Origin of the sequence: Nonomuraea sp. MG754425, from assembly GCF_021699195.1 — a bacterium.
Taxonomy (GTDB): domain Bacteria; phylum Actinomycetota; class Actinomycetes; order Streptosporangiales; family Streptosporangiaceae; genus Nonomuraea.
Window position 1 is genome coordinate 17,021 of sequence record NZ_SSXE01000069.1, and the last position, 23,998, is coordinate 41,018.

Annotated in this window: 22 protein-coding genes; 9 read left to right on the top strand and 13 right to left on the bottom strand. The window is 73.0% G+C overall.

What is annotated here, in order from left to right:
• Positions 1-26: 26 nt before the first annotated feature.
• From FAF44_RS23760 to FAF44_RS23795, 8 genes are all read right to left on the bottom strand, one after another.
• Positions 27-653 (bottom strand): LysE family translocator, encoded by a 627-nt coding sequence (locus FAF44_RS23760; RefSeq protein WP_237105441.1) that lies wholly within the window; start codon positions 651-653, stop codon positions 27-29.
• Positions 654-658: 5 nt separating this feature from the next.
• Positions 659-1,606, bottom strand: coding sequence for a quinone oxidoreductase (locus tag FAF44_RS23765; RefSeq protein ID WP_237105442.1), 948 nt, complete (start codon positions 1,604-1,606; stop codon positions 659-661).
• 51 nt (positions 1,607-1,657) lie between these two features.
• The gene (locus FAF44_RS23770) at positions 1,658-3,292 is read right to left on the bottom strand and encodes a serine/threonine-protein kinase (RefSeq protein WP_237105443.1); all 1,635 of its coding nucleotides are present in this window, start codon (positions 3,290-3,292) and stop codon (positions 1,658-1,660) included.
• A gap of 67 nt (positions 3,293-3,359) precedes the next feature.
• A complete protein-coding gene (locus FAF44_RS23775) occupies positions 3,360-3,971 on the bottom strand; it encodes an HAD family phosphatase (RefSeq protein WP_237105444.1) in 612 nt (203 codons plus the stop codon).
• Positions 3,961-5,037 carry an ABC transporter ATP-binding protein gene (locus FAF44_RS23780; RefSeq protein WP_237105445.1) on the bottom strand — a complete coding sequence of 359 codons (1,077 nt, stop codon included), beginning with the start codon at positions 5,035-5,037 and terminating at the stop codon, positions 3,961-3,963. Before FAF44_RS23780 ends, FAF44_RS23775 begins: the two co-directional genes overlap by 11 nt.
• Positions 5,034-5,900, bottom strand: a complete 867-nt coding sequence (locus FAF44_RS23785; protein ID WP_237105446.1) for an ABC transporter permease — start codon at positions 5,898-5,900, stop codon at positions 5,034-5,036. Before FAF44_RS23785 ends, FAF44_RS23780 begins: the two co-directional genes overlap by 4 nt.
• Complete coding sequence (locus tag FAF44_RS23790) at positions 5,888-6,730, bottom strand: ABC transporter permease subunit (protein WP_237105447.1); 843 nt, start codon at positions 6,728-6,730, stop codon at positions 5,888-5,890. Before FAF44_RS23790 ends, FAF44_RS23785 begins: the two co-directional genes overlap by 13 nt.
• Positions 6,727-7,767, bottom strand: coding sequence for an ABC transporter substrate-binding protein (locus tag FAF44_RS23795; protein WP_237105448.1), 1,041 nt, complete (start codon positions 7,765-7,767; stop codon positions 6,727-6,729). The genes FAF44_RS23790 and FAF44_RS23795 overlap by 4 nt, the downstream gene beginning before the upstream one ends.
• Positions 7,768-7,990: 223 nt before the next feature.
• Between FAF44_RS23795 and FAF44_RS23800 the strand changes: the two genes are divergently transcribed.
• The 3 genes from FAF44_RS23800 to FAF44_RS23810 are packed head-to-tail and all read left to right on the top strand — an operon-like array spanning position 7,991 to position 12,813.
• The gene (locus FAF44_RS23800; protein WP_237105449.1) at positions 7,991-8,758 is read left to right on the top strand and encodes a GntR family transcriptional regulator; all 768 of its coding nucleotides are present in this window, start codon (positions 7,991-7,993) and stop codon (positions 8,756-8,758) included.
• 57 nt (positions 8,759-8,815) lie between these two features.
• Complete coding sequence (locus FAF44_RS23805; protein WP_237105450.1) at positions 8,816-9,082, top strand: DUF6504 family protein; 267 nt, start codon at positions 8,816-8,818, stop codon at positions 9,080-9,082.
• Positions 9,082-12,813, top strand: a complete 3,732-nt coding sequence (locus FAF44_RS23810) for a DNA polymerase III subunit alpha (RefSeq protein ID WP_237105451.1) — start codon at positions 9,082-9,084, stop codon at positions 12,811-12,813. Before FAF44_RS23805 ends, FAF44_RS23810 begins: the two co-directional genes overlap by 1 nt.
• A gap of 11 nt (positions 12,814-12,824) precedes the next feature.
• On the opposite strand, the gene FAF44_RS23815 is transcribed toward FAF44_RS23810, so the two are convergent.
• Entirely contained in the window at positions 12,825-13,541 is a 717-nt protein-coding gene (locus FAF44_RS23815) for a DUF4328 domain-containing protein (RefSeq protein WP_237105452.1), read from the bottom strand.
• A gap of 46 nt (positions 13,542-13,587) precedes the next feature.
• The gene (locus FAF44_RS23820; RefSeq protein ID WP_237105453.1) at positions 13,588-14,235 is read right to left on the bottom strand and encodes a response regulator transcription factor; all 648 of its coding nucleotides are present in this window, start codon (positions 14,233-14,235) and stop codon (positions 13,588-13,590) included.
• Between the two features lie 90 nt (positions 14,236-14,325).
• Between FAF44_RS23820 and FAF44_RS23825 the strand changes: the two genes are divergently transcribed.
• Positions 14,326-15,003, top strand: coding sequence for an ABC transporter ATP-binding protein (locus FAF44_RS23825; RefSeq protein WP_237105454.1), 678 nt, complete (start codon positions 14,326-14,328; stop codon positions 15,001-15,003).
• On the top strand, positions 15,000-16,940 hold the full coding sequence (locus FAF44_RS23830) for an FtsX-like permease family protein (RefSeq protein WP_237105455.1): 1,941 nt from the start codon (positions 15,000-15,002) through the stop codon (positions 16,938-16,940). Before FAF44_RS23825 ends, FAF44_RS23830 begins: the two co-directional genes overlap by 4 nt.
• Before the next feature lie 21 nt (positions 16,941-16,961).
• Here FAF44_RS23830 and FAF44_RS23835 read toward each other — a convergent pair whose 3' ends face one another.
• The gene (locus tag FAF44_RS23835) at positions 16,962-17,963 is read right to left on the bottom strand and encodes an LLM class F420-dependent oxidoreductase (protein ID WP_237105456.1); all 1,002 of its coding nucleotides are present in this window, start codon (positions 17,961-17,963) and stop codon (positions 16,962-16,964) included.
• 82 nt (positions 17,964-18,045) lie between these two features.
• On the opposite strand from FAF44_RS23835, the gene FAF44_RS23840 reads away from it, so the two are divergent.
• Positions 18,046-19,473 (top strand): sulfatase, encoded by a 1,428-nt coding sequence (locus FAF44_RS23840; RefSeq protein WP_237105457.1) that lies wholly within the window; start codon positions 18,046-18,048, stop codon positions 19,471-19,473.
• Here the strand turns inward: FAF44_RS23840 and FAF44_RS23845 are convergent.
• Positions 19,470-20,168, bottom strand: coding sequence for a FadR/GntR family transcriptional regulator (locus FAF44_RS23845; RefSeq protein WP_237105458.1), 699 nt, complete (start codon positions 20,166-20,168; stop codon positions 19,470-19,472). The genes FAF44_RS23840 and FAF44_RS23845 overlap by 4 nt on opposite strands.
• 87 nt (positions 20,169-20,255) lie before the next feature.
• Between FAF44_RS23845 and FAF44_RS23850 the strand changes: the two genes are divergently transcribed.
• The 3 genes from FAF44_RS23850 to FAF44_RS23860 are packed head-to-tail and all read left to right on the top strand — an operon-like array spanning position 20,256 to position 22,966.
• Positions 20,256-20,987: a (Fe-S)-binding protein gene (locus FAF44_RS23850; RefSeq protein WP_237105459.1), complete on the top strand. Its 732-nt coding sequence runs from the start codon at positions 20,256-20,258 to the stop codon at positions 20,985-20,987.
• Positions 20,984-22,390: a lactate utilization protein B gene (locus tag FAF44_RS23855; protein WP_237105460.1), complete on the top strand. Its 1,407-nt coding sequence runs from the start codon at positions 20,984-20,986 to the stop codon at positions 22,388-22,390. Before FAF44_RS23850 ends, FAF44_RS23855 begins: the two co-directional genes overlap by 4 nt.
• 18 nt (positions 22,391-22,408) lie before the next feature.
• Positions 22,409-22,966 (top strand): LUD domain-containing protein, encoded by a 558-nt coding sequence (locus FAF44_RS23860; protein ID WP_237105461.1) that lies wholly within the window; start codon positions 22,409-22,411, stop codon positions 22,964-22,966.
• Here FAF44_RS23860 and FAF44_RS23865 read toward each other — a convergent pair.
• A complete protein-coding gene (locus tag FAF44_RS23865; RefSeq protein WP_237105462.1) occupies positions 22,956-23,996 on the bottom strand; it encodes a Vms1/Ankzf1 family peptidyl-tRNA hydrolase in 1,041 nt (346 codons plus the stop codon). The two genes, FAF44_RS23860 and FAF44_RS23865, sit on opposite strands and share 11 nt — an antisense overlap.
• Positions 23,997-23,998: the final 2 nt, after the last annotated feature.

The window sequence follows — 23,998 nt, forward strand, 5'->3', positions numbered from 1 at the left end:
GCGACATACCGGCGGCACGGCGGCGCTCAGTCGTCGAAGGCGAGCCGTACCCCGAAGCCCACGATCACCACGCCGGTCAGCCGGTCGAGGAAGCGCCGGACCCCGGGCGCGCGCAGGAACCCGCCCATCAGCGACGCGAACCCGATCAGCCCCGCGCTCCACACCAGCCCTTCGGCCACGTGCACCCCCGCCAGCGCCAGTCCCATCAGCGCGTGCGGCGCGCCCGCGGGGATGAAGTGCGGCAACATCGCCACGTAGAACGCGCCCACCTTGGGGTTGAGCAGGTTCGTCAGCAGTCCCCGGCGCAGCCCGGCGCCGAAGCGCACCTCCTGCGGCTGCTCCCGCGCGTCCGGCCCGCCGTCGGCGTGCCTGGTCAGCAGCATGCGCACGCCCATCCACACCAGGTACGCCGCCCCGGCCCAGCGCAGCACGTCGTAGGCCAGTTGCGAGGCCGCCAGCAGCGCCGACAGCCCGGCCGCCGTCAGCAGCCCCCAGCAGAGCGTGCCGAGCTGGATGCCCAGGGCCACTCCCCAGGCGGGCCGTCTCCCGGCCAGCAGGGACGTTCGCAGGATCAGGGCCGTGTCGAGGCCGGGCGTGATCGTGAGCAGGGCCACCACGGCGGCGAACGACCAGACAGATCCTGCGATGTCCATGCGAGTCAGGGTATGAGAAGCAGTTTCCCGGTCGTCCGGCGGGCCGCCAGATCCTCGTGCGCCTGCCGCGCGTCGGCCAGCGGGTACCGGTGCGAGATGTTGATCGTGAGCTGCCCGGCGGTGATCCAGCCGAACAGGTCGGAGGCCCGCCGCAGCAGCTCCGCGCGGTCGGCGATGTAGTGGACGAGCGTGGGCCTGGTCAGGAAGAGCGAGCCCTGCCGGTTGAGGATCTGCGGGTCGAGCGGGGGCACGGGGCCGCTGGCCGCGCCGTACAGGGCCATGAGGCCGCGCGGGCGCAGCGCCTCCAGCCCGCCGTCGAACGTGGCCTTGCCGACGCCGTCGTACACCACGTCGATCCGGTCGCGCAGCGCCCCGGCGAAGTCGTCGTAGCGCAGCACCTCGTCCGCCCCGGCCGCACGGGCGAGCTTCTCCTTCTCGCCGGTGGAGACCGTGGTGTACACCTTGGCGCCCCGGAGCTTGGCGAGCTGGATCAGCAACTGCCCCATGCCGCCCGCCCCGGCGTGCACGAGCACCTGATCCCCCTGCTTGACCTCGTGCGTCGAGTGGGTCAGGTAGTGGGCCGTCATCCCCTGCAACATCGCCGCCGCCGCCACGTCGGCCGGCACGCCGTCGGGCACCGGCACCGCCCGGCCGGCCGGCACCACGGCCTTGCCGGCGTAGCTGCCGAGGACGTTCGCCCACGCGACGGTGTCCCCGACGGACACGTCCCGCACGCCCGCCCCCACGGCCGTGACCGTGCCGGCACCCTCGGAGCCGATGGGCGTGGGCAGGTCAAGAGGGTAGGCGCCCGAGCGGTGGTAGATGTCGATGAAGTTCACGCCGCTGGCGGCGACGTCGACCACGACCTCCCCGTCACCGGGCACGGGGTCGGGCCGCTCGACGTATTCCAGGACCTCTGGGCCGCCCGGGGCGGAGACGATGATGGCATGCATGCCCCCTAGTCAACTCCCCGGCCCCGGACGCGCGCCACCCGGGGCGGCGGGTCAGGGCTCCTTCCGGCCGCGCAACTCGAAGTCGTCGAACGTCGTCTTCAGCAACGAGCGGCCGTCCTTGGTGGCGCGGGCGAACAGCCCGAGCGTCCCGTTGCCGAGCCCGTTCGGATCCTCGACGTCGTGCACCAGCATGTCGTTGACCCACATCCGCAGCCGCACGGTCGAGCCCGCCTGCTCGCACGCGACCGTCAGGCGCGCCCTGCCGGGCAGTCCGGGCACCTGCTCGGACTGGACGAGCGTCCCGCCCGCCCCGTTCGAGATGCGCCGGATCCTGGCGTTGCCCTTGGTGTCCAGGCCGAACTCGTAGTAGCTCTCGTCGTCGTTGGTGTTGTGGCAGTAGACGCCGTACTCGCCGGTGCCCGCGGCGCGGGTGATGCCGGCGGTGACGGAGATCACGACGGACGCGGGCAGCATCGGCGTGGGGGAGGCGGAGGGCTCCGGCGGGTCGGTGGGGGTGACGACCAGGAAGGGGATGGGGGCCTTCGCCCACCGCTGCTCGTTGCCCGCCTCGCCGGCCACGTCGAGCCCGTACGTCCCGTCGCTGCGGTAGCCGTAGCTCAGGCCGGCCTCGGGGTCGTACACGCCGCTCCAGTCGCCGGAGGTCTGCGTGAAGTCCTCCCGGTAGAGCACGGCCAGGTCGTCGGGCGGGCCTCCTGGGGTGAGCAGGAACCACGCGGCGGCCCCTCCGGCCACCAGGACGGCCGCGGCGGCGGCCAGGCCCGCGTACAGGCGCCCGCGCGCCGGCTTGTGTGTCAGGACCGGCGGGATGCCGAACGGGGTGGTGGACTGCTGCCAGGCCACCTGCACGGTGTGCGCGGCCTGCTCCGGCGCCGCCGCCCGCCCGACGAGCTGGTCGAGCAGTTGCTGGGCGGTGGGCCGGGTGGTCGGGTCCTTGCGCAGCGCCGCCGCGACCAGTTCGCGCAGGCCGGGTTCGACGGCGTCGAGGTTCGGCTCGGTGTTGAGCACCTGGTAGACGATGGCGGGCAGGGTCTCCCCGGAGAACGTGGCCCGCCCGCTGGCGGCGAAGGCCACCAGGCAGCCCCACGAGAACACGTCGCAGGCCGGCGAGACCGGATCGCCCCGCAGCACCTCGGGGGCCATGTAACGGGGCGTGCCGACGATCTCGCCGGTGCCCGTGACGCCGCCGAGCGTGTCGAGCGCCCGCGCGATGCCGAAGTCGATGACGCGGGGGCCGACGGGCGACAGCAGCACGTTCGACGGCTTGAGGTCGCGGTGCACGACCCCGGCGGCGTGGATGGCGGTGAGCGCCGTGGCGACGCTGACGGCCAGCGCGTCGAGGCTGGAGCCGCGCAGGGGGCCCGACTGGTGCACGGCCTCTTCGAGGTTGGGGCCGGGCACGTACTCGGTGACGACGTAGAGCTGCTCGCTGTCGAGCGCGGCCTCGATGACGGCGGCCGTGCAGAACCTGCGCACCCGCTGGGCCGCGTCCGCCTCCCTGCGAAAGCGCATGCGGAACTGCTCGTGCTGGGTGAGCTCCGGGTTGATCACCTTGATCGCGACCCGTTGCCCGGCAGCGTCCTCGGCGAGGTGGACCGTGCCCATCCCGCCTCGTCCCAGCACGCTGAGCAGCCTGTAGCGCCCGATGTGGGAGATTTCACCGCTCACGCCGCGCAAGCTTACCGATACACCGCTCACCGGCGCAGAGCGCAGGGCCGGGACACGGGAAGCGATTTCAGCGGCGGATGCGGTTTTTGTGGCTTATGAGGCGAAATCGGCTGGTGAAAAGGACGCGGCGCAGCGACGGCAGCCCGGTCTCCGGCGAGACCGTCAGCACGCGGCACCCGGCCGCACGGGCCGCCGCGATCCCCGCCGGGCTGTCCTCGACGGCCACGCACCGCGAGGGCGCCGTCCCGAGCCGCCGCGCCGCCTCCAGGTACGGATCGGGCCACGGCTTGCCCCGCTTGGTGTCCTCGTTCGCGATCACCAGGTCGAACGCGTGCCCCAGCCGCGGCAGCACCAGCTCCACCACGCTCCGGGGCGAGGCGCTGACCAGGGCGGTGCGCAGGCCGGCGGCGGCCAGCCCGGCCAGCAGCTCGACAGCCCCCGGCACGATCGCCGGACCGCGGGCGACGCGGCCGGCGAAGGCGTCGGTGAGCGGCCCGGCGAGCTGCGGCGAGCCGAGGTAGGCGGCCACGTCCTCGATCGTGCGGCCGTGCACGAAGGGGGTGTCGGCGGCGGTCAGAGGACGCCCGGCGACGGAGGCGACGGCCTGCCACCACAGCCCCTCGGTGTCCACCAGGGTGCCGTCCAGGTCCAGCAGCACGGCCGCCCGGTCAGACGGCATCGGCGGTGGGAACGGGGACGGGGCCCGTACGGGCCGCCACCAGCACGGGCCGCTCCACCAGACGCACCGTGACCCGCGCCCCGGGGCCCAGCCGGGCCGCCTCGTGGCCGGGCACGTCAGCGAGCACCTCGCCGCCCTCGTCACCTTCGACGGCGATCCTGAGCCGGACGGAGGCCCCGCGGAACGACGCCGCCAGCACCACGGCGGAACCGTCGCCGGCCGGGACGACCCGCACGGCCTCCGGACGGACCAGCACGTCCACGGACGGGTCGGGAGGAACGGGCCCGTCCACCGGGAGGAGCTGGCCCAGCACCGTGACCTGGTCGCCGGAGACCCGCCCGGCCAAATGGTTCATGGTGCCGACGAACTCCGCCACGAACGGCGTGGCCGGCCGGTCGTACACCTCGGCGGGCGCGCCGGCCTGCTCCAGCCGCCCGTCACGCAGCACCGCGACGCGATCCGCGATCGACAGGGCCTCCTCCTGGTCATGGGTGACGAAGACGGTGGTGATGCCGAGGTCGAGCTGGAGGCGGCGGATCTCCTCACGCAGCGCCAGCCGTACCTTGGCGTCCAGGGCCGACAGGGGCTCGTCGAGCAGCAGCACGCGCGGCTCCAGGGCGAGCGCGCGGGCCAGCGCCACCCGCTGCTGCTGGCCGCCGGAGAGCTGGTGCGGGTAGCGGCCCGCGTGGTCGGGCAGGCCGACGAGGTCGAGCAGCTCGTCCGCCCGCGCCCGCCTGGCGGCCACCGGGACCTTGCGGACCCGCAGGCCGAAGGCGACGTTGTCGCGGGCGTCGAGGTTGGGGAACAGCGAGTACGACTGGAAGACCATGCCCGCGTCCCGCTTGTTGGCGGGCACGTTCGTCACGTCCCTGCCGTCCACCAGCACGGCGCCGGAGTCGGGCCGCTCGAACCCGGCCACGCAGCGCAACGCCGTCGTCTTCCCGCAGCCCGAGGGGCCGAGCAGGGCGACGAGCTCCCCGGGCGCGACGACCAGGTCCAGGCCGTCCAGCGCGACCGTCCTGCCGTACGTCCGCCGCAGCGCGCGGAACTCCACCGATGCCGTCATTTCCGCTTCTCCCCACGTGACTTGCCGAAGACTGTGGACACCGCGAGCAGCAGCAGCCAGATGAGCAGCAGGCTCAGGATCGACACCGCGACCGAGAGCTGCCCCTTGGAGCCGGAGACGGTCACGATCCACACCGCGAACGGCTCGTACCCGAGCAGCGCGGCCACGGTGTACTCGCCCAGCACCAGCGCCAGCGTCAGGAACGAGGCGCCGGCCAGCGCCGGGCGCAGGTTGGGGACGATCACCCGCGCCAGCACGTACGGCCACGACGCCCCGAGGTTGCGGGCCGCCTCCACCAGCGTGCGCACGTCCATCGTGCGCAGCCCGGCGTCCAGCGACCGGTACACGAACGGCAGCACCAGCACCACGTACGCGAGCACCAGCACCACGGGGAAGGCCGGATCCTGCGCCGCGATCAGCGTGGCCCAGAACGGCGTGGGCGCCAGCAGGTCGGTCCCGCCGCGCAGCGCCGTGCCGATCCCCGCGACGAACGTGATCGGCGGCACCACCAGCGGCAGCGTGCACAGCACCTCCATCACCGGCCGCAGCCGGGGCGCGAAGAGCCGCACGGCCAGCATCGCCGGCAGCGCCAGCGCCAGCACGAGCACGATCGTGGCCAGCGCCAGCCCGAGCGAGAGCGACAGCGACCGCGCGAAGCCGTCGGCCGTGAGCAGCTCCCCGTACGCCGACAGCGACACCCCGGTGGCCGGCGAGTGGACGGTGTACCAGAAGGCGGTGCCGAGCGGGACCAGGAAGTAGAGCGCGGCGGGCAGGAACACCGCCGCCCGCCACCATGCCCGCCGCGGGCGCGCCGCCGGCCTGGCGGCACCCGAGACCCGTTCCAGGCCGGTCAGCGCAGCCATCGGGAGGTCCTCCTCTGCAACGGCAGGTAGACCGCCATCACCAGCCCGGCCACCACGACCATGTCGAGGCTGAGCGCGAGCGCGATGTTCTCGTAGCCGACCAGCACGTCGCCGGTCAGCGCGCTGGCGATCTTCAGGGTGACGAGCGGGACGACGGTGCCGACCATGGCGTTCGCGGTGGCGTACGCGGAGAAGGCCGCGCCGAACAGCAGCACCACCCCGCCCAGCACGGCCGGGGCCAGCACCGGCAGCGCGACGAAGCGCCAGTACTGCCAGGCGGTGGCCCCGCTGCCGGCCGCGGCCTCGCGCCACTGCGGGCGCAGCCCGTCCAGCGCCGGGGCCATGGCCAGCACCATCAGCGGGATCGAGAAGTACAGGTAGACCACGACCAGCCCCCAGAACGTGTACAGGGAGCCGGAGGGCAGCCCCACCAGGCCGCTGACCACGCCGGAGTTGCCGAGCGTGGCGATCCAGAAGAACGCCAGCGGCACCCCGCCGAAGTTGGCCAGCACCCCGGACGCGGTCAGCACCGCCTCCCGCAGCAGCGTGCTCCGCGAGGTCACGACGGCGTAGGCGAGGAACGTGCCGAGCACGGCCCCCAGCAGCGCCACCACGGCCGACAGCCGCACGCTGCCGATCATGGCGGTGAGATAGCCGCCCTGCAGGCTCTGCGCCAGATTGGCCAGGCTCGGCCGCCCCTGCGCGGTGAACGCCCCCGCCACCATCACGACGGCGGGGACGCCGAACACGAGCGCGAAGAAGGCCAGCAGCGGCAGCGCGCCCAGCCATCCCCGCGAACCGGGCCGGGCCTTCGAGACGGCGGCGGTCATCCCGAGATCGCGGTGTCCCAGCCGGCGGCCAGCTTGGCCTTGGCCGCGTCCACCTGCTCGGACGTCGGGAACGCGGGCTCGCCCTCGACCGCGGGCAGGTTGGCGGCCAGCGTCTTGTCCACGGTGCCGTCGGCGGTCATGGCGGGCAGCAGGACGGGGCGGGCGAAGCCCTTGAGGTAGAGGTTCTGGCCCTCGGCGCTGTAGAGGTACTCCTGCCACAGGCGGGCGGCGGCCGGGTGCGGGGCGTCCTTGTTGACGGCCTGGGCGTACATCTGGAAGTAGCGGCCGTCGGTGGGGACGTTCACCTTCCAGTCGATGCCCTTGGCGGCCAGTTGGGGGGCGTAGGCGGCGTTGTTGTAGTCCCAGTCGATGCTGATCCTGGTCTCGCCGTTCTCGATGGTGGCGGGGGTGGTCTCGACCGGGTTGTAGTTGCCGGACTTCCTGAGCTCGCCGAAGAAGTCGATGCCGGGCTGGATGTCGTCGAAGGAGCCGCCGTTGGCGATCGCGGCCGCGTACACGCCGGCGAAGGCCGAGCCGGCCTCGGTCGGGTTGCCGTTCATCGCGACCTGGCCCTTGTACTCGGGCTTGAGCAGGTCGGCGAAGCTCGTCGGGCAGGTCTCGATCTTCTTGGCGTCGCAGCCGATGGACACGTAGCCGCCGTAGTCGTTGACCCACAGCCCGGTCGGCTCCTTCTGGCCCTCGGGGATCTTGCCGAACGCCTGCACCTTGTACGGCGCGAACAGCCCCTCCTTGGCCCCGCTGATCGCGAACGACTGGCCCAGGTCGAGCACGTCGGGGGCGCGGTCCTGGCCCTTGCGGGTCTTGACGGCGTTGATCTCGTCGGCGCTGGCCGCGTCGGGCGTCTCGCTCTCGATCTTGATGCCGTACGTGGTCTGGAAGCTCTCGATGATCTCGCCGTAGTTGGCCCAGTCGGGCGGCAGGGCGATGACATGCAGGCTGCCCTCCTTCTTGGCCGCCTCGACCAGCTTGTCGAATCCGCCGAAGTCGGCCGCGGAGGTGGCGGTGGCCGCGTTCACCCCGCCTTGCGACGCCTGGGTGGTCTGGGTGCTCGGTGCGGCGCCGCAGGCCGCGGTGACTACGGTAAGGGCTGCGGCGACAGCGGCAGCACGGGCGCTAGGTGTGAACACGACGCCTCCACTTTCCAGGGGGTGTGGCAAGAACGTAAAGGAACTTGTACAAACAAGCGAGCACCAGTTAGTCGCATCAATGTTGCTCTTTCGTGAATGGGAAGGGTCGGGGATGGTTGCGCGCTATGAACTGATCGCCGATGAGCTGCGGGATGAGATCCTGTCCGGCGCGCATCCGGTCGGTTCCCAGCTCCCCAGCGAGGCCGAGTTGGCCGAACGCCACGGCGCGGCCCGCGGCACCGTGCGCCAGGCGATCGCGGTGCTGGCCGCCGAGGGGCTGGTCGGCTCCCGGCAGGGCGCCAGGCGCATCGTGCTCGGCAGGACGCGCAGCCAGAGCTTCGCCGAGTTGCACAGCTTCGCCCAGTGGGCGCGCGCCAACGGCTACCGCTTCGGCGGCCAGGTGGTCGCCCAGCGCCGCCGGGTCTCCCGGGGCGGGGAGTACACCCGGCTGGGCTCGGAGGAGGTGCTGGAGGTGCTGCGCGTGCGCACGCTGGAGGGCGAGCCGGTGCTGCTGGAGCGCACGGTCTACGCGGAGTGGGTGGCCGCCGCCGTCGAGCGGCTGCCCGCCGGCTGCGAGTCGGTCACCGAGGCGCTGTACGAGTCCGTCGGCCTGGTGTTCGCCTACGGCGAGCACCTGATCGACGCGGTGCCCGCGGGGGCCCAGGACTCCCGCCTGCTGGGGGTGCGCCGCGGCAGCCCGCTGCTGCGCCAGCGCAGGACCACGACCACCCACGAGGGCCGCCCGGTGGAGACGTCCGACGACCGGTACCGCGCGGGCAGCGTGGCCTTCAGCATCCGCAATTCGATCGGCGCCAACCCGCTCGTACGGCAGGCGGGCGACTTGCGTTTCAGGGCGGGAGAACATATGTTCGAGTCATAACGCCCGTCTTCCCCCGGGCGGCCCAGCAAAAGCACCAGAGCCGCGGGGAGAAGCGTCTTGAGCAGACTCTATGGCGACCAGATAGAGGTGTGGACCCGAGACGGGGAGCCGACCCAGTTCGTCTGGCGCGACCGGCTCTACCTCGTCCGCCGCGTCCTCGACCAGTGGGTGGTCGCGCGGGAGTGGTGGAAGACCGGCGAGGGCGATCCCGGTGAGCGCCAGTTCTGGCGGGTCGAGGCCAGTCCGGGCCGCGAGGTGGGCTCCTACGAGCTGCGTTACGACACCGCCGGCAACGGCTGGCTGCTGCTGCGGGCGTGGGACTGATGGCGCCCCCGTTCCCGCACCTCGGCGTGAGCTCCGCCTACTCCATGCGGTACGGCACCGCGTTCCCGCGAGCGCTGGTGAACCGGGCGGCGGAGCACGGGATGGACATCCTCGCGCTGACCGACCGCGACGGCCTCTACGGCGCGGTCAAGCACGTCCAGGCGTGCGCGGAGGCCGGGATCGCGCCGGTGATCGGCGTGAACCTGGCGCTCGGCGCGTCCGCCCCGGCCGGCGCCCTCGTGCCCGGTGCCCCCATGCCCAGCGCCACCGTGCCCGGTGCCACCGTGCCCGGTGTCTCCGTGCCCGGCGTCTCCGTGCCCGGCGTCCGCGCGCCGCGCCCCCGGACCGGCCCGGACGCCGCAGACCGCGTCACCGTGCTGGCCCGCGGCAAGGGCTGGTCCCGCCTGTGCCGCCTGGTCACGGCCGCCCACCACGCGGGCGAGCGCGGAGCGCCCGAGGTGACCCGCGAGCTGGTCGGCGAGTGGGCCGGCGGCCCCGGCGGCGAGCACGGGTTCGGCGCCGAGGACGGGCTCGTGGTGCTGCTCGGCCCCAGGTCCGACGTCGGCCGCGCGGTGGCCGCGCGGCGCGACGAGCACGCCAGGGCGCTGCTGGAAAGGTGGCGGGCCGCGGTGCCCGGCGTGGTGATCGAGCTGGTCGACCAGTACGGCTTCCGCGACGCCACCACGGCCGTACGCATGCTCGGCCTGGCCGAGTCCGCGGGCGTGCCCGCGATCCTGACCAACGCCGTGCGCTACCTCGACCCCGCCGACCACCAGGTGGGCGACGTGCTCGACGCGGCCCGCCAGCTCGTCCCGCTGCACCCGCGCCACCTGGAGCGCACCACCTCCCACGCCTACCTCAAGAGCGGCAAGGAGATGTGGCGGGTGGCGGCCAAGGTGTGCGGCGCGGACCGGGAGCGGGTGGCCCGGCTGCTGCACACCACCAGGCGGCTGGCCGAGGCGTGCGCGATGGAGCCGCTCGACCTGCTCGCGCTCCGCAACGACCCGCCCGCCCTGCACCTGCCGGAGATCGGCCGCGACCCCGTGCCGCTGCTGCGCCACCAGGTCGAGGACGGCCTGTTCAGGCGCGGCCTCGACCGCTCCGGCGAGGCCAGGCGGCGGCTCGGCGACGAGCTGGCCATCATCGAGCGCAAACGCCTGTCCGGCTACTTCGTCGCCGTGGCCGGCATCACCGACATGATCCGCGGCATGGGCGTCCGCTGCGCCATCCGCGGCTCCGGCGCGGGCAGCCTGGTCAACTACCTCATCGGCATCGGCGAGGTGAACCCGCTCGACCACGGCCTGCTCATGGAGCGCTTCCTGTCCGAGGGCCGCGTCGGGCTGCCCGACATCGACGTGGACGTCGAGTCGGCCCGCCGCCTCGACTGCTACCAGGCCATCTTCGACCGCTACGGCGAGTCCCGCGTGGCCTGCGTGTCCATGATGGAGACCTACCGGGCCCGCAGCGCCATCCGCGACGTCGCCGGGGCGATGGGCCTGCCGCCGCACGAGATCGACGCCGTCGCCAAGGCGTTCCCGCACATCAGGGCCAGGCAGATCACCGCGTCCCTGGAGGACCTGCCCGAGCTGCGCGAGAGCCGGCTCGGCGAGGCCGGGCTCGACCGGGTGTTCCGGCTGGCGGAGAAGCTCGACGGCCTGCCCAGGCACATCGCGCTGCACCCGTGCGGCGTGCTGATCGGCAACGCCGGGCTGCGCGACCGCACCCCGGTGGAGCGCAGCCTGCTGGAGTTCCCCATGTCGCAGTTCGACAAGGACGACGTGGAGGAGGCCGGGCTGCTCAAGCTCGACGTGCTGGGCGTGCGGATGCAGTCCGCCTTGGCGTACGCGCTGAGCGAGGTCAAGCGGGTGGACGACGTCGTGGTCGAACTGGACGCCCAGAGCGGCGACGGCCCCGGCGTCCAGTACGTCCCGCACGACGACCAGGACACCTACGACATGATCTGCGCCGCCCGCACCCTCGGCTGCTTCCAGATCGAGTCCCCCGGTCAGCGAGAGCTGGTGGCCAAGCTGGAGCCGCGCCGGATGCACGACCTGATCGTGGACATCTCGCTGTTCCGGCCGGGGCCGGTCAACTCCGACATGGTCACCCCCTACCTGGAGGCCAGGCACGGGTGGCGGCGGCCGTACTACCCGCACGAGCGGCTGCGGGAGGCGCTGAAGGAGACGCACGGCGTCGTGGTCTTCCACGAGCAGGTCCTGAAGATCATCTCCGTGATGACCGGGCGCGACCTGTCGTACGCCGAGAAGCTGCGGCGCACGCTCGGCACCCCGGAGGGACGGGCGCGGGTGCGCCGGGCGTTCGTCCCGCTGGCCGGCGCCAACGGGTTCGACGACGCGGCGGTCGAGCGGGCCTGGCAGGTGCTGGACGCGTTCGGCTCGTTCGGGTTCTGCAAGGCGCACGCGGCGGCGTTCGCGCTGCCCACGTACCAGTCGGCCTGGCTCAAGCGGCACCACGCGGCGGCGTTCTTCGCCGGGGTGCTCACGCACGAGCCCGGCATGTACCCGCCGCGGGTCATCATCGACGAGGCCAGGCAGTGCGGGGTGCGGATCCTGCCGCTGGACGTCAACAAGTCGGGCAAGGACTGGCAGGTGGAGCGGCTGGGCCCGCGCGTCCAGGTCCGCGTGCGGCCCGCCGAGCTGGGCGACGCGCGGCGGCGGGTCAGGGACTTCCGGATCGGGGACATCGGCAAGGGGTACGCGTTGCGGGTGCCGTTCTCGGCGATCAAGGGGGTGAGCGAGGCCGAGGTCGAGCGCATGGTGGCCGGGCAGCCGTACACGTCGCTGGCCGACTTCTGGGACCGCGCCCGGCCCTCGCGGCCCACGATCGAGCGGATCGTCCAGGTCGGCGGCCTCGACGCGCTGCACGACCTGCACCCGGGCGGGCGCCGCCGCTGGCGGCCGGGCGAGCTGACCAGGCGCGACCTGATCGCCCAGGTCGGCGTGCTCGACCGGGCCTCGGCGATCGGCGTGCGGGCGGGCCCGCGCAAGTCCCGGCGCTACAGCTCCCACCTCGACCTGTCGTCGCAACCCGCGCGCGCGGCTCCCGCGGCGGTGCAGCTCCCGCTGGGGTTCGGCGAGCGGCTGCCGCCGGGGGAGCTGCCCGAGATGACGGAGACCGAGATGGTCGAGGCCGAGCTGGAGATCCTCGGCATCGACGTCAGCCGGCACGTCATCAGCTTCCACGACGAACTGCTCGACGAACTCGGGGTGGTACGTTCCCGGGACCTGCTCGCCCGGCGCAACGGGGCGGAGATCCTGGTCGCCGGGGTGAAGGTGGCCACCCAGACCCCGGCCGTGCGCTCGGGCCAGCGGGTCATCTTCACCACCCTCGACGACTCGACGGGGCCGATCGACCTGACGTTCTTCGAGTCGGTGCAGGGGCGGTGCGCGTCGACCGTGTTCGGCTCGTGGCTCGTGCTGGCCAGGGGGGTGGTCCGGCGCACGGGGGAGCGGGCGGTGTCGATGCGGGCGCTCGACTGCTGGAACCTGGCCGACCTCGACGCGCTCTGGCGCTCCCGGGGCATCGAGGCGGTCCGGGCCGTCATCGACCGGACGCCGGAGGAGCCGGCGGGGGTCGGCGGGCGCACGATCGAATACCCCAACGGATACCGCCTGTCGCCCTACGCCGACCTCCCCCCGGCCGTCACGGCCGCCCCGCCCCGGCGGCTCTGGCACGCCAGCCAGGGCAGCTCGGGGCCGACGGCGGCCTGACGGGCCGGCCGCTAGCTGGTGCGCCCCATCGCCGTGGGCCCCGGGGCCGACGGCGACGAGAACGCGGGCACCGCGCCCGGCTCGGCGGCGTGGCCCGAGCGGGCCGCCCGCTGCAGCCGGGTCAGCTCGCGCACGGTCGCCGCGCACAGCAGGGCGGCCACGACGGCGCAGGCCAGCTCCGGCACCCCCACCCCCGTCAGGCCGCCCTCGGTGGAGTCGAGCGGCAGCCGGATCGTGACCAGCGCGAGCATGCCCAGCCAGGCCACCCACCAGGCGGTGAGCAGGGCCAGCCACCGGCCGCGCTTCCCGGCCGGCGGGCGGGCGCCGCGCCACACCTGGTCGACCAGCACCGCGGGCGCGACCAGGTTGAGGCCGGGCACCAGCCAGGCCACCGCCACCGGGGACGTCGCGGACGAGCGGTCGTTGGCCTGCCTGGCGCGTACGAGCCAGGTCACGTAGGCCGCCGCGGCGGCGATCGTGGTACCCGTCACCAGCATCATCAGCACCGCGAACGTCGTCACCGCGCCCACCACGGCCTCGGCGTCGGCCCCCTGGGGACGGCCGCCGAACGCGGCCAGCTCGGCGGCGAGCCGCCGCCCGCGCGACAGCTCGAAGCGCACCAGGGCGCCGATGGACAGGACCTGGGCGGTGAGGGTCACGTAGACGGCACAAGCGGCTCTGGCGGGCGATGCCTGGGTGTAGCGCACGTTGTTCTCCCCCCGGGCCATGCGCTGAGGTTCTGATTCACTTGTATCCCGCGAGCCCCGCTGTTAATCAGCTCACCACGCCGGATTCCCAGGCCCAAGCAGCGATTTCGACCCGGTTGCGGACGCCGAGCTTGCCCATGATGCTGCCCAGGTGCGTCTTCACCGTGGACAGCGACACGAACAGCTCGCCGGCCACCTCCTGGTTCGTCCGTCCCTTGGCCACCAGCCGAACGACGTCCAGCTCGCGTTCGGTCAGCGGGTCGTTCGCGGGCAGGGCGGCCCGGCGGGGCTGGGCCAGGTGCCGCAGCAGCCGCACGGTGATCGACGGCGACACCAGCGCGTCGCCCGCCGCGGCGGCCCTGACCGCCTCGATGAGCAGGGTGGGCCCGCTGTCCTTGAGCAGGAAGCCGGTCGCGCCGGAGCGCAGCGCGCCGTACACGTACTCGTCCAGGTCGAAGGTGGTGACGATGACCACCCGCAGTGGGTTCTCCACGCCGGGGCCCGCCAGCGCGCGGGTCACCTCCAGCCCGTCCAGCTTGGGCATCCTGATGTCGAGCAGGCACACGTCGGGCCGCAGCCGCCTGGCCTCCGCCACGGCCGCGGCCCCGTCCGCGACCGCGGTCACGACCTCCATGTCCGGTTGTGCGTCCAGGATCATCTGGAATCCGGTACGCACCAGTTGCTGATCGTCGGCGATGAGAACCCGAATAGTCACGGCCCAACTCTAGGATCAGCCGTTCGGCCGAGGCGGATATGGTCGCTCGGCCGATCCTGCGCAGCCGCCTCCGGCGGGAGCCTGGACGGCATGAACGACGTGCTTGTTGGACGAGCCCTGACCAAGCGGTTCGGGCAGACGGTCGCCCTCGGCGGCGTGGACATCACGGTACGGGCCGGCGAAGCCGTGGCGATCATGGGCCCCAGCGGCTCCGGCAAGTCGACGCTGCTCCACTGCCTGGCCGGCATCATGAAGCCGGACGGAGGCGAGGTGCACCTGCTCGGCCGGCGCATCGACGCGATGGGCGAGCGCGGGCGCAGCCAGTTGCGCCGCACCCGCTTCGGCTTCGTCTTCCAGTTCGGCCAGCTCCTGCCCGAGCTGCCCGCCGAGGAGAACGTGGCGCTGCCGCTCATGCTGGGCGGCGTGCCGCGGGTCCAGGCCGTGCGGCAGGCCCGCGAGTGGTTCGGCCCGCTCGGCCTGCGCTCGATGGAGACCAGGCGGCCGGGGGAGCTGTCCGGCGGCCAGGCGCAGCGGGTGGCCATCGCCAGGGCGCTGGTCACCAGGCCGGCCGTGGTCTTCGCCGACGAGCCCACGGGGGCGCTCGACCAGCAGACCGGCCAGGAGACGATGCGGCTGCTGGTGGAGTCCACCAAGCACAACGACGCCAGCCTGATCGTCGTCACCCACGATCCGAACGTGGCCGCCTGGTGCGACCGCACGGTGGAGGTCCGCGACGGCCGGCTCCTGGAGAGCGGGGCACTGGCGTGAACCTGGAACTGACCTGGCGGCTGCTGCGCGGCGGCGGGCGCGGGGGCCTGCTCGGCACCTGGCTCACGCTGGGGGCGGTCGCGGTGGCCACGGCGCTGCTGCTGTTCGCCGTGGCCGCGAACTCCGCCTTCCAGGCCAGGACCGAACGCGGCGCCTGGCGCAACCCGGTCCCGGCCGCGTCCGGCGCGGTGGCCGTCGAAGCATCGCGCTTCGACTTCGTCCGCGACCGTGCCATCACCGTCGTGGATCTGGCCGCGCTGCCCGGCAGGGCCCCGGCCCCGCCGCCCGGCCTGCCCCGCTTCCCCGCGCCCGGCGAGGTGTGGTTGTCGCCGGCGCTGGCCGGGCTGGCCCGCGACCTGCCCGCCGCGGAACTGGCCGGGCGCTACCCCGATCCGGAGGGCGTGCTCGGCGACGCGGCGCTCGTCCACCCGGGCGAGCTGGTCGCGGTCGTCGGCCACGAGCCGGACGCGCCCGCGCTGACCGCCGGGCGCACGGACGACTGGGTCGTCGCCCGGCCGCCGGTCAAGGTCGCGAGCCTGGCCGGGCAGCCCGGCGAGGACGCGCAGGCGTACCAGGTGCTCTCGCTCATCGCGAGCGTGCTCATGGTGGTGCCGCTGCTGGTGTTCGGGGGCGCGGCGGCGCGGCTCACGGTGGCCAGGCGCGATCGGCGGCTGGCCGCGCTGCGGCTGGTCGGCGCCACGCCCGGCCAGATCGTCGCGATGACCGTGGCGGAGGCGGTGATCGTCGCGCTGGCCGGCGCGCTCGCGGGGGCCGTCGTCTTCGCCCTGGCCGTGCCGCTGCTGGCCGGGATCGAGATGCAGGGCGGGCCGTGGTTCACCGCCGACCTGTTCCCGGGCCCGCTCGTCCTGGCCGGGGGGCTGGTCGCGGTGCCGCTGCTGGTCGGGCTGTCGGCGGTGGCCGGGCTGCGGCGGGTCGTGGTGAGCCCGCTCGGCGTGGCCAAGCGCGAGACGCCGCCCGCCATGCGGTTCGTCCGGGTGCTCGCCCTGCTGGCGGTGCTGGCCGCGTTCCCGCTGCTGACCAGGGGCACCAGTGTCGCGGTCATCGTGGTGGCGCTGGCCCTGGCGTTCCTGTGCGTCAACCTGGCCGGGCCGTGGGTGGTCGGCATGATCGGCCGGATCACGGCGGCGGGCGCCCGCGGCCCCGCCCGGCTGCTCGCCGGCCGCCGGCTCGTGGACGACCCGCGCGCGGCCTGGCGCACGGTGAGCGGTGTGGCGCTGACCGGTTTCGTGGCGGGCTTCCTCGGCCTGCTCAGCCCGTCGGCGCTGGACGGCGACGCGGCCGGGCCGCTTCAGCTCCGCGTCACCGCGCCCGCTGGGCAGGCGGAGCGGACGGCGGAGCTGGCCCGCACCCGGCTGCGGGACGCGGGGGTGCCGGCCACGGTGCGGCCCGTCAAGGACGTCGTCGTCGCCGCCCTGGGCAGCTCCGCCGACCCGGCCGCGCTCGATCGTGCCCGCACCGCGCTGGCCGGGATCGTGCCCGGCCGCACGCCCACCACCGGCCACGACGACCGGCGCTTCGGCACCCAGATCCTGGCCGACGTGCGCGTGGGCACGATCGTGGTGCTGTCGGTGTCGTTCCTGGTGGCCATCGCCAGCGCGGGGATCACGGCCACGTCGTCGGTGCTGGACCGGCGGCAGACGTACGGGCTGCTGCGCCTGGCCGGCACCCCGCTGGAGGTGCTCGACCGGGCCCGCCGGGCCGAGACGCTCATCCCGCTGACCGTGATGGGCGGCGGGGCGATCCTGACCGGCGCGTTCTGCGCGGTGCCGTTCATGATCGGCGGCGTGAGCCTGGTGGGGGTGCTGACGCTGGCGGGCTGCGTCGTGGCCGGCTTCGCCGGGGTGATCGGGGCGGGCGCGCTCAGCCGCCCGCTCCTGCGCTCGGTCACCACCGACCCGGCGCCCCGCCCCGACTAGCCGTACCGGCGGCCATGGGAGTCAGTCCAGCACGAGGTCGCGGACGAGCTTGAGCGACGGCTCGTCCCGCACCCCCATGACGAGCAGGCTGGTGACCGGGCTGCGGTGCCACAGTTCCAGCCGCTCCTTGATCCGGCCGGGCGGGCCGACGAGCGAGATGCCGTCGGCCAGCTCGTCGGGGATGGCCCGGAACGCCTCGTCCTTGCGCCCGGCCAGGTAGAGCGACTGGATGTGCGCGGCGGCCTCGGCGTAGCCCATCCGGCCGATGATGTCGGCGTGGAAGTTGCGCTGCCTGGCGCCCATGCCGCCGATGTAGAGCGTCAGCATCGTCTTGACGACGTCGAGCGCCGCCCGCACGTCGTCGGAGATCAGCACCATCACCATGGCGGCCACGTCGAAGCCCGGTTCGGCGTTCGACAGCGCGTCGCCGTACATCTCCTCGATCTTCTCGGGGAAGGCGAACAGCGGCAGCCACCCCTGCGCCACCTCGGCGGCCAGCGCCACGTTCTTCGGCCCCTCGGCCCCGAGGTAGAGGGGGATGTCGGGTCTGAGCGGGTGGGTGATGGACCGCAGCGGCTTGCCCAGCCCGCCCGGCAGGGGCAGCGGGTAGTGCTCGCCGTCGCTGGTCACCGGCTCCTCGCGGCGCCACACCTTGCGCATGATCTCGACGTACTCGCGGGTCCTGGCCAGCGGCCTGGCGAACGGCTGGCCGTACCAGCCCTCCACCACCTGCGGGCCCGAGGCGCCCACGCCCAGCAGCAGCCGGCCGCCGGTGAGGGCGTCGAGCGTCATGGCGGTCATCGCCGTGGTGACCGGCGGCCTGGCCGAGAGCTGGGCGATCGAGGTGCCCAGCTTGATGCGGGACGTGCGCGCGCCGTACCAGGCCAGCGGCGTGAAGACGTCGCTGCCGTACGCCTCGGCGGTCCACACCGAGTCGTAGCCGAGCCGCTCGGCCGCCTGCACCGATTCGGTCGCGTCGTCGGGATTGCGCTGCCAGTAGCCGAGGTTCAGGCCGAGCTTCATGTGACACCTCCGGAATTAAGTTCTATTACCGCCGGGGATGTCCCAAGTGTCAATGGAGGATCTTCCGGGGTAGTCACACTCTGTGCTCAAGGCTCTCTGTCGTCTCGCCTGCCTGCTGCTCCTGCTGCCGGCGGCCGAGCCCTCGATCGCTGTGGGTGACTCCCGGCCGAACATCGTCGTCATCCTGGCCGACGATCTCGAAACCGGCACGTTGCCGTTGTTCCCGAACATCACCCAGCAACTCGTGCGCCAGGGGGCCTCGTTCGACCGTTTCTTCGTGACGAACTCCTGGTGCTGCCCCTCCAGGGCGTCGATCCTGCGCTCCCAGCACGTCCACAGCCACGGCGTGCTGACCAACACCGCCCCCGAGGGCGGTTTCGACCGCTTCCACACGCTCGATCTGGAACGTTCCACGATCGGCTCCTGGATGCAGCAGGCGGGCTACCGCACGGCGCTGATGGGCAAGTTCCTCAACCACTACCCCGGCAAGACGGCCGCGGAGGACTTCGTCCCGCCCGGCTGGAACGAGTGGAACGTGCCGGTCCGCAAGCTCTACGAGGAGTACGGCTACCGCCTCAACGAGAACGGCACCCTGCGCGACTTCGGCTGGGCGGAGCAGGACTACCTCTCCGACGTGCTGGCCGGCAAGGCGCACGACTTCATCACCGGCTCCAGGCAGCCGTTCTTCCTTTACCTCACCCCGATCGGCCCGCACAACCCGGCCAACCCCGCCGTCCGTCACGCCCATGCCTTCCCGCTGGCGATGGCGCCGCGCACGCCGTCCTTCAACCAGGAGGACGTCAGCGACGAGCCGCTGTGGATGCAGGCCAGGCCGATGCTCCAGCCGGCCGCGCTCGGCGCCGTGGACGAGCTCTACCGCAAGCGGCTGCGCTCCATGCTCGGCGTGGACGACCTGGTCGGCTCGGTGGTCAACGCGCTGCAGGAGGCCGGGAAGCTGAACAACACCTACATCTTCTTCAGCTCCGACAACGGCTTCCATCTCGGTACGCACCGCCTCAAGCAAGGCAAGACCACCCCGTTCGAGGAGACGATCAGAATCCCGATGGTCGTCCGTGGACCCGGCATCGCGGCCGGGTCCACGATCTCGCAGATGGGGGTCACCATCGACATCGCCCCGACCGTCGCCGAACTGGGCGGGGCCACCGTGCCCGGCTTCGCGGAGGGGCGCTCGCTGGTGCCGCTGCTGCGCGGGCGCACGCCCGCCGAGTGGCGAAAACAGGCGCTGGTGGAGTTCACCAGACCCGCCAACCGGTCGTCGGCGGCCCAGACGCCGGTCCCGGCCTACCAGGCGTTGCGCACCGAGCAGCACACCTACGTGCGCTACGAGACGGGGGAGCGGCAGCTCTACGACCTGAACGCCGACCCGTACCAGTTGCGCAACCTGGCCACCAGCGCCGATCCGGCGCTGGTGGCGTGGCTGGACACCCGGTTGTCGGGGATGGTCGCGTGCTCGGGGGCGACCTGCCGGCAGGCCGACCAGCAGGGTTAGCGGAACAGCGCCGGGTAGGCGTGCGCCAGGTGCTCCGAGACGGCCCGGGTCGCCTCGCCCGCCTCGCCCCGTTCGACGGCCTCCAGGATGCGTACGTGGTCGGCGCGCAGGACCGACGTGTCGCCCAGGCGCTGCACCGCCTCGACCGAGTACCTGCGCATCGAGTCGCGCAGCGAGCGCATGATGGCGGCGATGAGCCGGTTGCCCGAGGCGTCGGCGATCGCGCAGTGGAAGGCCGTGTCGTGCTCGACGAACTCCTCGGCCGTCCGGGCCGCGTCCATCCCGGCCAGCGCGGCGGCGAGGGCGGAGGTGTCGGCCCCCGACGTGGCCGCGTGCGCGGCGGCCCACTGCTCGATCATGTGCCGGGCGTCGATGACCTCGCGCATCTCCAGGCTGGCCAGGCCGAGGTGCAGCCGTAGCAGGTCGGTCAGCGCCGAGTCGGGGCGCGAGGTGAGCACGGCCCCCGCGTCCGGGCCGCGGCCGACCTGGGAGGAGACCACGCCGAGGGTCTCCAGCACGCGCATGGCCTCGCGCACCGAGGAGCGGCTGACGCCCAGTTGCTCGGCGAGCTGGCGTTCGGCGGGCAGGCGGTCGCCCACGGTGAGGCCGTCCTCGGTGATGCGCCGTTCGATCTGGGCGAGCACGTCCTCGAACGTCCGCGTTCGCTTGACGGGACGCCAGCCGGTGTCGTCCACCCTGAGCCTCCTCATGCTGGCCGGAAACGTTGTGGTTCGATATGGTCTGACCATACTGTGGTCGGACCATACCTTGGAAGGAGAGTCGTGCGAGTCGCCCTGTTCATCACGTGCGTGAACGACACCCTCTTCCCCGGCACCGGCAAGGCCGTGGTGTCGCTCCTGCGCAGACTCGGCTGCGACGTGGACTTCCCCGCCGCCCAGACGTGCTGCGGGCAGATGCACGTCAACACCGGCTACCGGGACGAGGGGGTGCGGCTGGCCCGGCACTTCACCGAGGTGTTCGCCGGGTACGACGCCGTCGTGGCCCCGTCGGGGTCGTGCGCGGCCATGGTGCGCGAGCAGTACCCGAAGCTGGCCAAACCCGGCAGCCGGGGAGCGGCGGCGATCGCGGAGGTCGCGCCGAAGGTGTACGAGCTGTCGGAGTTCCTGATCGACGTCCTGAAGGTGGACGACGTCGGCGCGTACTTCCCGCACCGCGTGACCTATCACCCGACCTGCCACTCGCTGCGCGGCCTGCACCTGGGCGACCGGCCCACGAGGCTGCTGCGCAACGTGCGCGGCCTGGAGCTGGTGCCGCTGCCCGGCGCCGAGGAGTGCTGCGGCTTCGGCGGCACGTTCGCGGTCAAGAACCCGGCCGTCTCCGCCGCGATGGGCGCCGACAAGACCCGCAACATCATGGACACGGGCGCCGAGGTGCTGTGTGCGGCGGACAACTCCTGCCTCATGCACCTCGGCGGCACCCTCGACCGCCAGCGGACCGGCGTCAGGACCATGCACCTGGCCGAGATCCTGGCAGCCACGGAGGAGACTCAATGAGCGGGACGTTCCTCGGCATGCCGGGCAACTTTCCGGACAACTCCCGGAAGGCCGTCGCCGACTCGCAGCTCCGTTTCAACCTCCGCAAGGCCACCCACACCATTCGCGGCAAGCGGGCGGGCGTCGTCGGCGAGCTGCCCGACTGGCCGGAGCTCCGCGCGGCCGGCAAGGCCATCAAGGAGCACACCCTCCGCAACCTCGACCGCTACCTGCTCCAGCTCGAAACGGCCGTGACCGAGGCCGGCGGCACCGTGCACTGGGCCAGGGACGCCGACGAGGCCAACCGCATCGTGACCGGCCTGGTCAAGGCCACCGGCGAGACCGAGGTGGTCAAGGTCAAGTCGATGGCCACCCAGGAGATCGAGCTCAACCAGGCACTGGCCGCGCACGGCATCACCGCGTACGAGACGGACCTGGCGGAGCTGATCGTGCAGCTCGGCGACGACTTCCCCAGCCACATCCTGGTGCCCGCCATCCACCGCAACCGCTCGGAGATCCGCGAGATCTTCCTCGAGAAGATGCCCGACGTCCCGCCCGGCCTGACCGACGACCCGCCCGCCCTCGCCGAGGCCGCCCGGCTGCACCTGCGCGAACGTTTCCTCAGGAGCAAGGTCGCGATCTCCGGCGCGAACTTCATGGTGGCCGAGACCGGCACCCTCGTCGTGCTGGAGTCCGAGGGCAACGGCCGCATGTGCCTGACCCTCCCGCGTACCCTCATCAGCGTCGTCGGGATCGAGAAGCTGCTGCCCTCCTGGCGGGACCTGGAGGTGTTCCTCCAGCTCCTGCCCAGAAGCTCCACGGGCGAGCGGATGAACCCCTACACGAGCATGTGGACCGGCGCCGTCGAGGGCCAGGACTTCCACCTGGTGCTGCTCGACAACGGCCGCACCGACGTGCTCGCCGACGAGGTGGGCCGCCAGGCGCTGCGCTGCATCCGCTGCTCGGCCTGCCTGAACGTGTGCCCCGTGTACGAGCGCGCCGGCGGCCACGCCTACGGCTCGGTCTACCCCGGCCCGATCGGCGCCATCCTCACCCCGCAGCTCAGAGGCATGTCCTCCGAGTTGGACGCCTCGCTGCCGTTCGCCTCCAGCCTCTGCGGCGCCTGCTACGAGGTGTGCCCGGTGGCCATCGACATCCCGGAGGTCTTGGTGGACCTGCGGGCCAAGGCCCCGCACGCGGCGGTGGAGAAGGCCGGCATGAAGGTGGCCGGCTGGATCCTCGACGACCACGAACGGCTGGCCAAGGCGCAGCGCGCGGCCACCCGCGTACGCAAGCTGGTGCCCAGGCGGCTGCCCGGCCCGCTGTCGGCGTGGACCGACACCCGCGACCTGCCCGAGATCCCGGAGGAGTCGTTCAGGGACTGGTGGGAGCGCACCGGGGGCGGCGAGCGGGACGGAGAGTGACCCATGAACAGGAGCGGAATGAGCGCACGTGAGGAGATCCTCGCCCGGGTGCGCGAGGCCGTCGCCGGGGCGGGGGACGTCGAGATCCCCCGCGCCTACCGGCTGCGGCGGCAGGCGGACGATCTGGTGGCGCTGTTCGCCGAGCGGGTGGACGACTACCGGGCGATCGTGCACGTCGTCCCGGCCGCCGACCTGCCCGCCAGGATCGACGCGTGCCTGGGCGAGCGCCGCATGATCGTCCCCGACGGGTTCGACCGGGCGGGCGGCTGGGACGACCTCGACACCGCCGACGGCGTGGTCACGAACTGCGCCGTCGCCATCGCCGAGACCGGCACCATCGTCCTCGACCACGGCCCCGGCCAGGGCACGCGGGCGCAGACGCTGGTGCCCGACTACCACCTGTGCGTCGTCCGGGCCGACCAGATCGTGCCCGGCGTGCCGGAGGCGGTCGCCCGGCTCGACCCGGTGCGTCCCCTCACCTGGATCAGCGGGCCGTCGGCCACCAGCGACATCGAGCTGAACCGGGTCGAGGGCGTGCACGGCCCGCGCACCCTGGAAGTGATCATCAGTACCTGAGCACGGCCGCCACGTCCGTGACCGCGTCGGTGAACCACAGCTCGGCGTCCGTCATCGCGGCCGCCCTGGCCAGCGCGGAGTCGGAGCGCTCCCGCACCGGCTGCGCCACTCCCCAGCGGTGCAGCTCGCCCTGGTCGGTGGCCAGGTGCGGGCCGTCCGCGTCGATCCAGACCGGCCCCGGCAGCTCGCCGGGCAGCAGCAGCGCGTGCACCCGGCCCTCGCGCAGCGCCTGCGAGACCCGCCCCATCCCGGTGGGGCCGGCGGACTCCTGGTGCCGTTCGAGCAGGTCGGCCCGCCTGCGGTCGAGCCAGTCGTCGAGCGCCTGCTCCACGTCCCGCTCGAACTGGCCGTGGTCCTCGCGGCTGCCGTGCTCGACCATCGTCACCCGGTCCGCGGCCTGGGTGCCGAGATGTTGCAGCAGGTACGAGCGCGACTTCGGCTCGCCCGCCACCAGGACGAGCTGCGCGCCGATCCTGCGCACCTGCTCGTCGATCTCGTGGGCGACGGCCACCGCGTTCTTCTCCCAGGTCTCGTCCACGGCGCGCTCGTACCGCTTCTGCGACCAGCCGCCCTGGGAGGTCTTCTGCAGCGGCCACGAGGCGGCCTCGACGGTGGTCGTGCGCGGCGCGCCCGCCCCGAACACGGTCAGCTCCGCCCCCGCGTGGTCCACGATGACCCGCAGGTGCGGCAGGTTCTCGCCGCGCCGCATGAGCAGCGGCGTGACGTGCGGCAGCACCGTCCACGTGGCCACCTCCGACGGGGGCTCCGGCAGCGACTCGGCCAGCACCACCTCACCGTGCGTGGCGAACAACGCCCGCCCGGCGGCGGCACGCAGGGCCTCCTCCTCCAGGGCGTCGAGGGTCGCCTGGTCGGCCTTGGAGTCCTGGCCGGCCTTGCCGGGACGGCCGTCGAGCCGATCGCGCACGCTGCGCCAGTGAGTCGCGCGCTGGGGTCCGGTGAGTGCGCCCAGGTACACCGACGCGTACGGGCCGCGCCGCTCGTACAGCGGGCGGACGAAGTCGAGCCGCACCG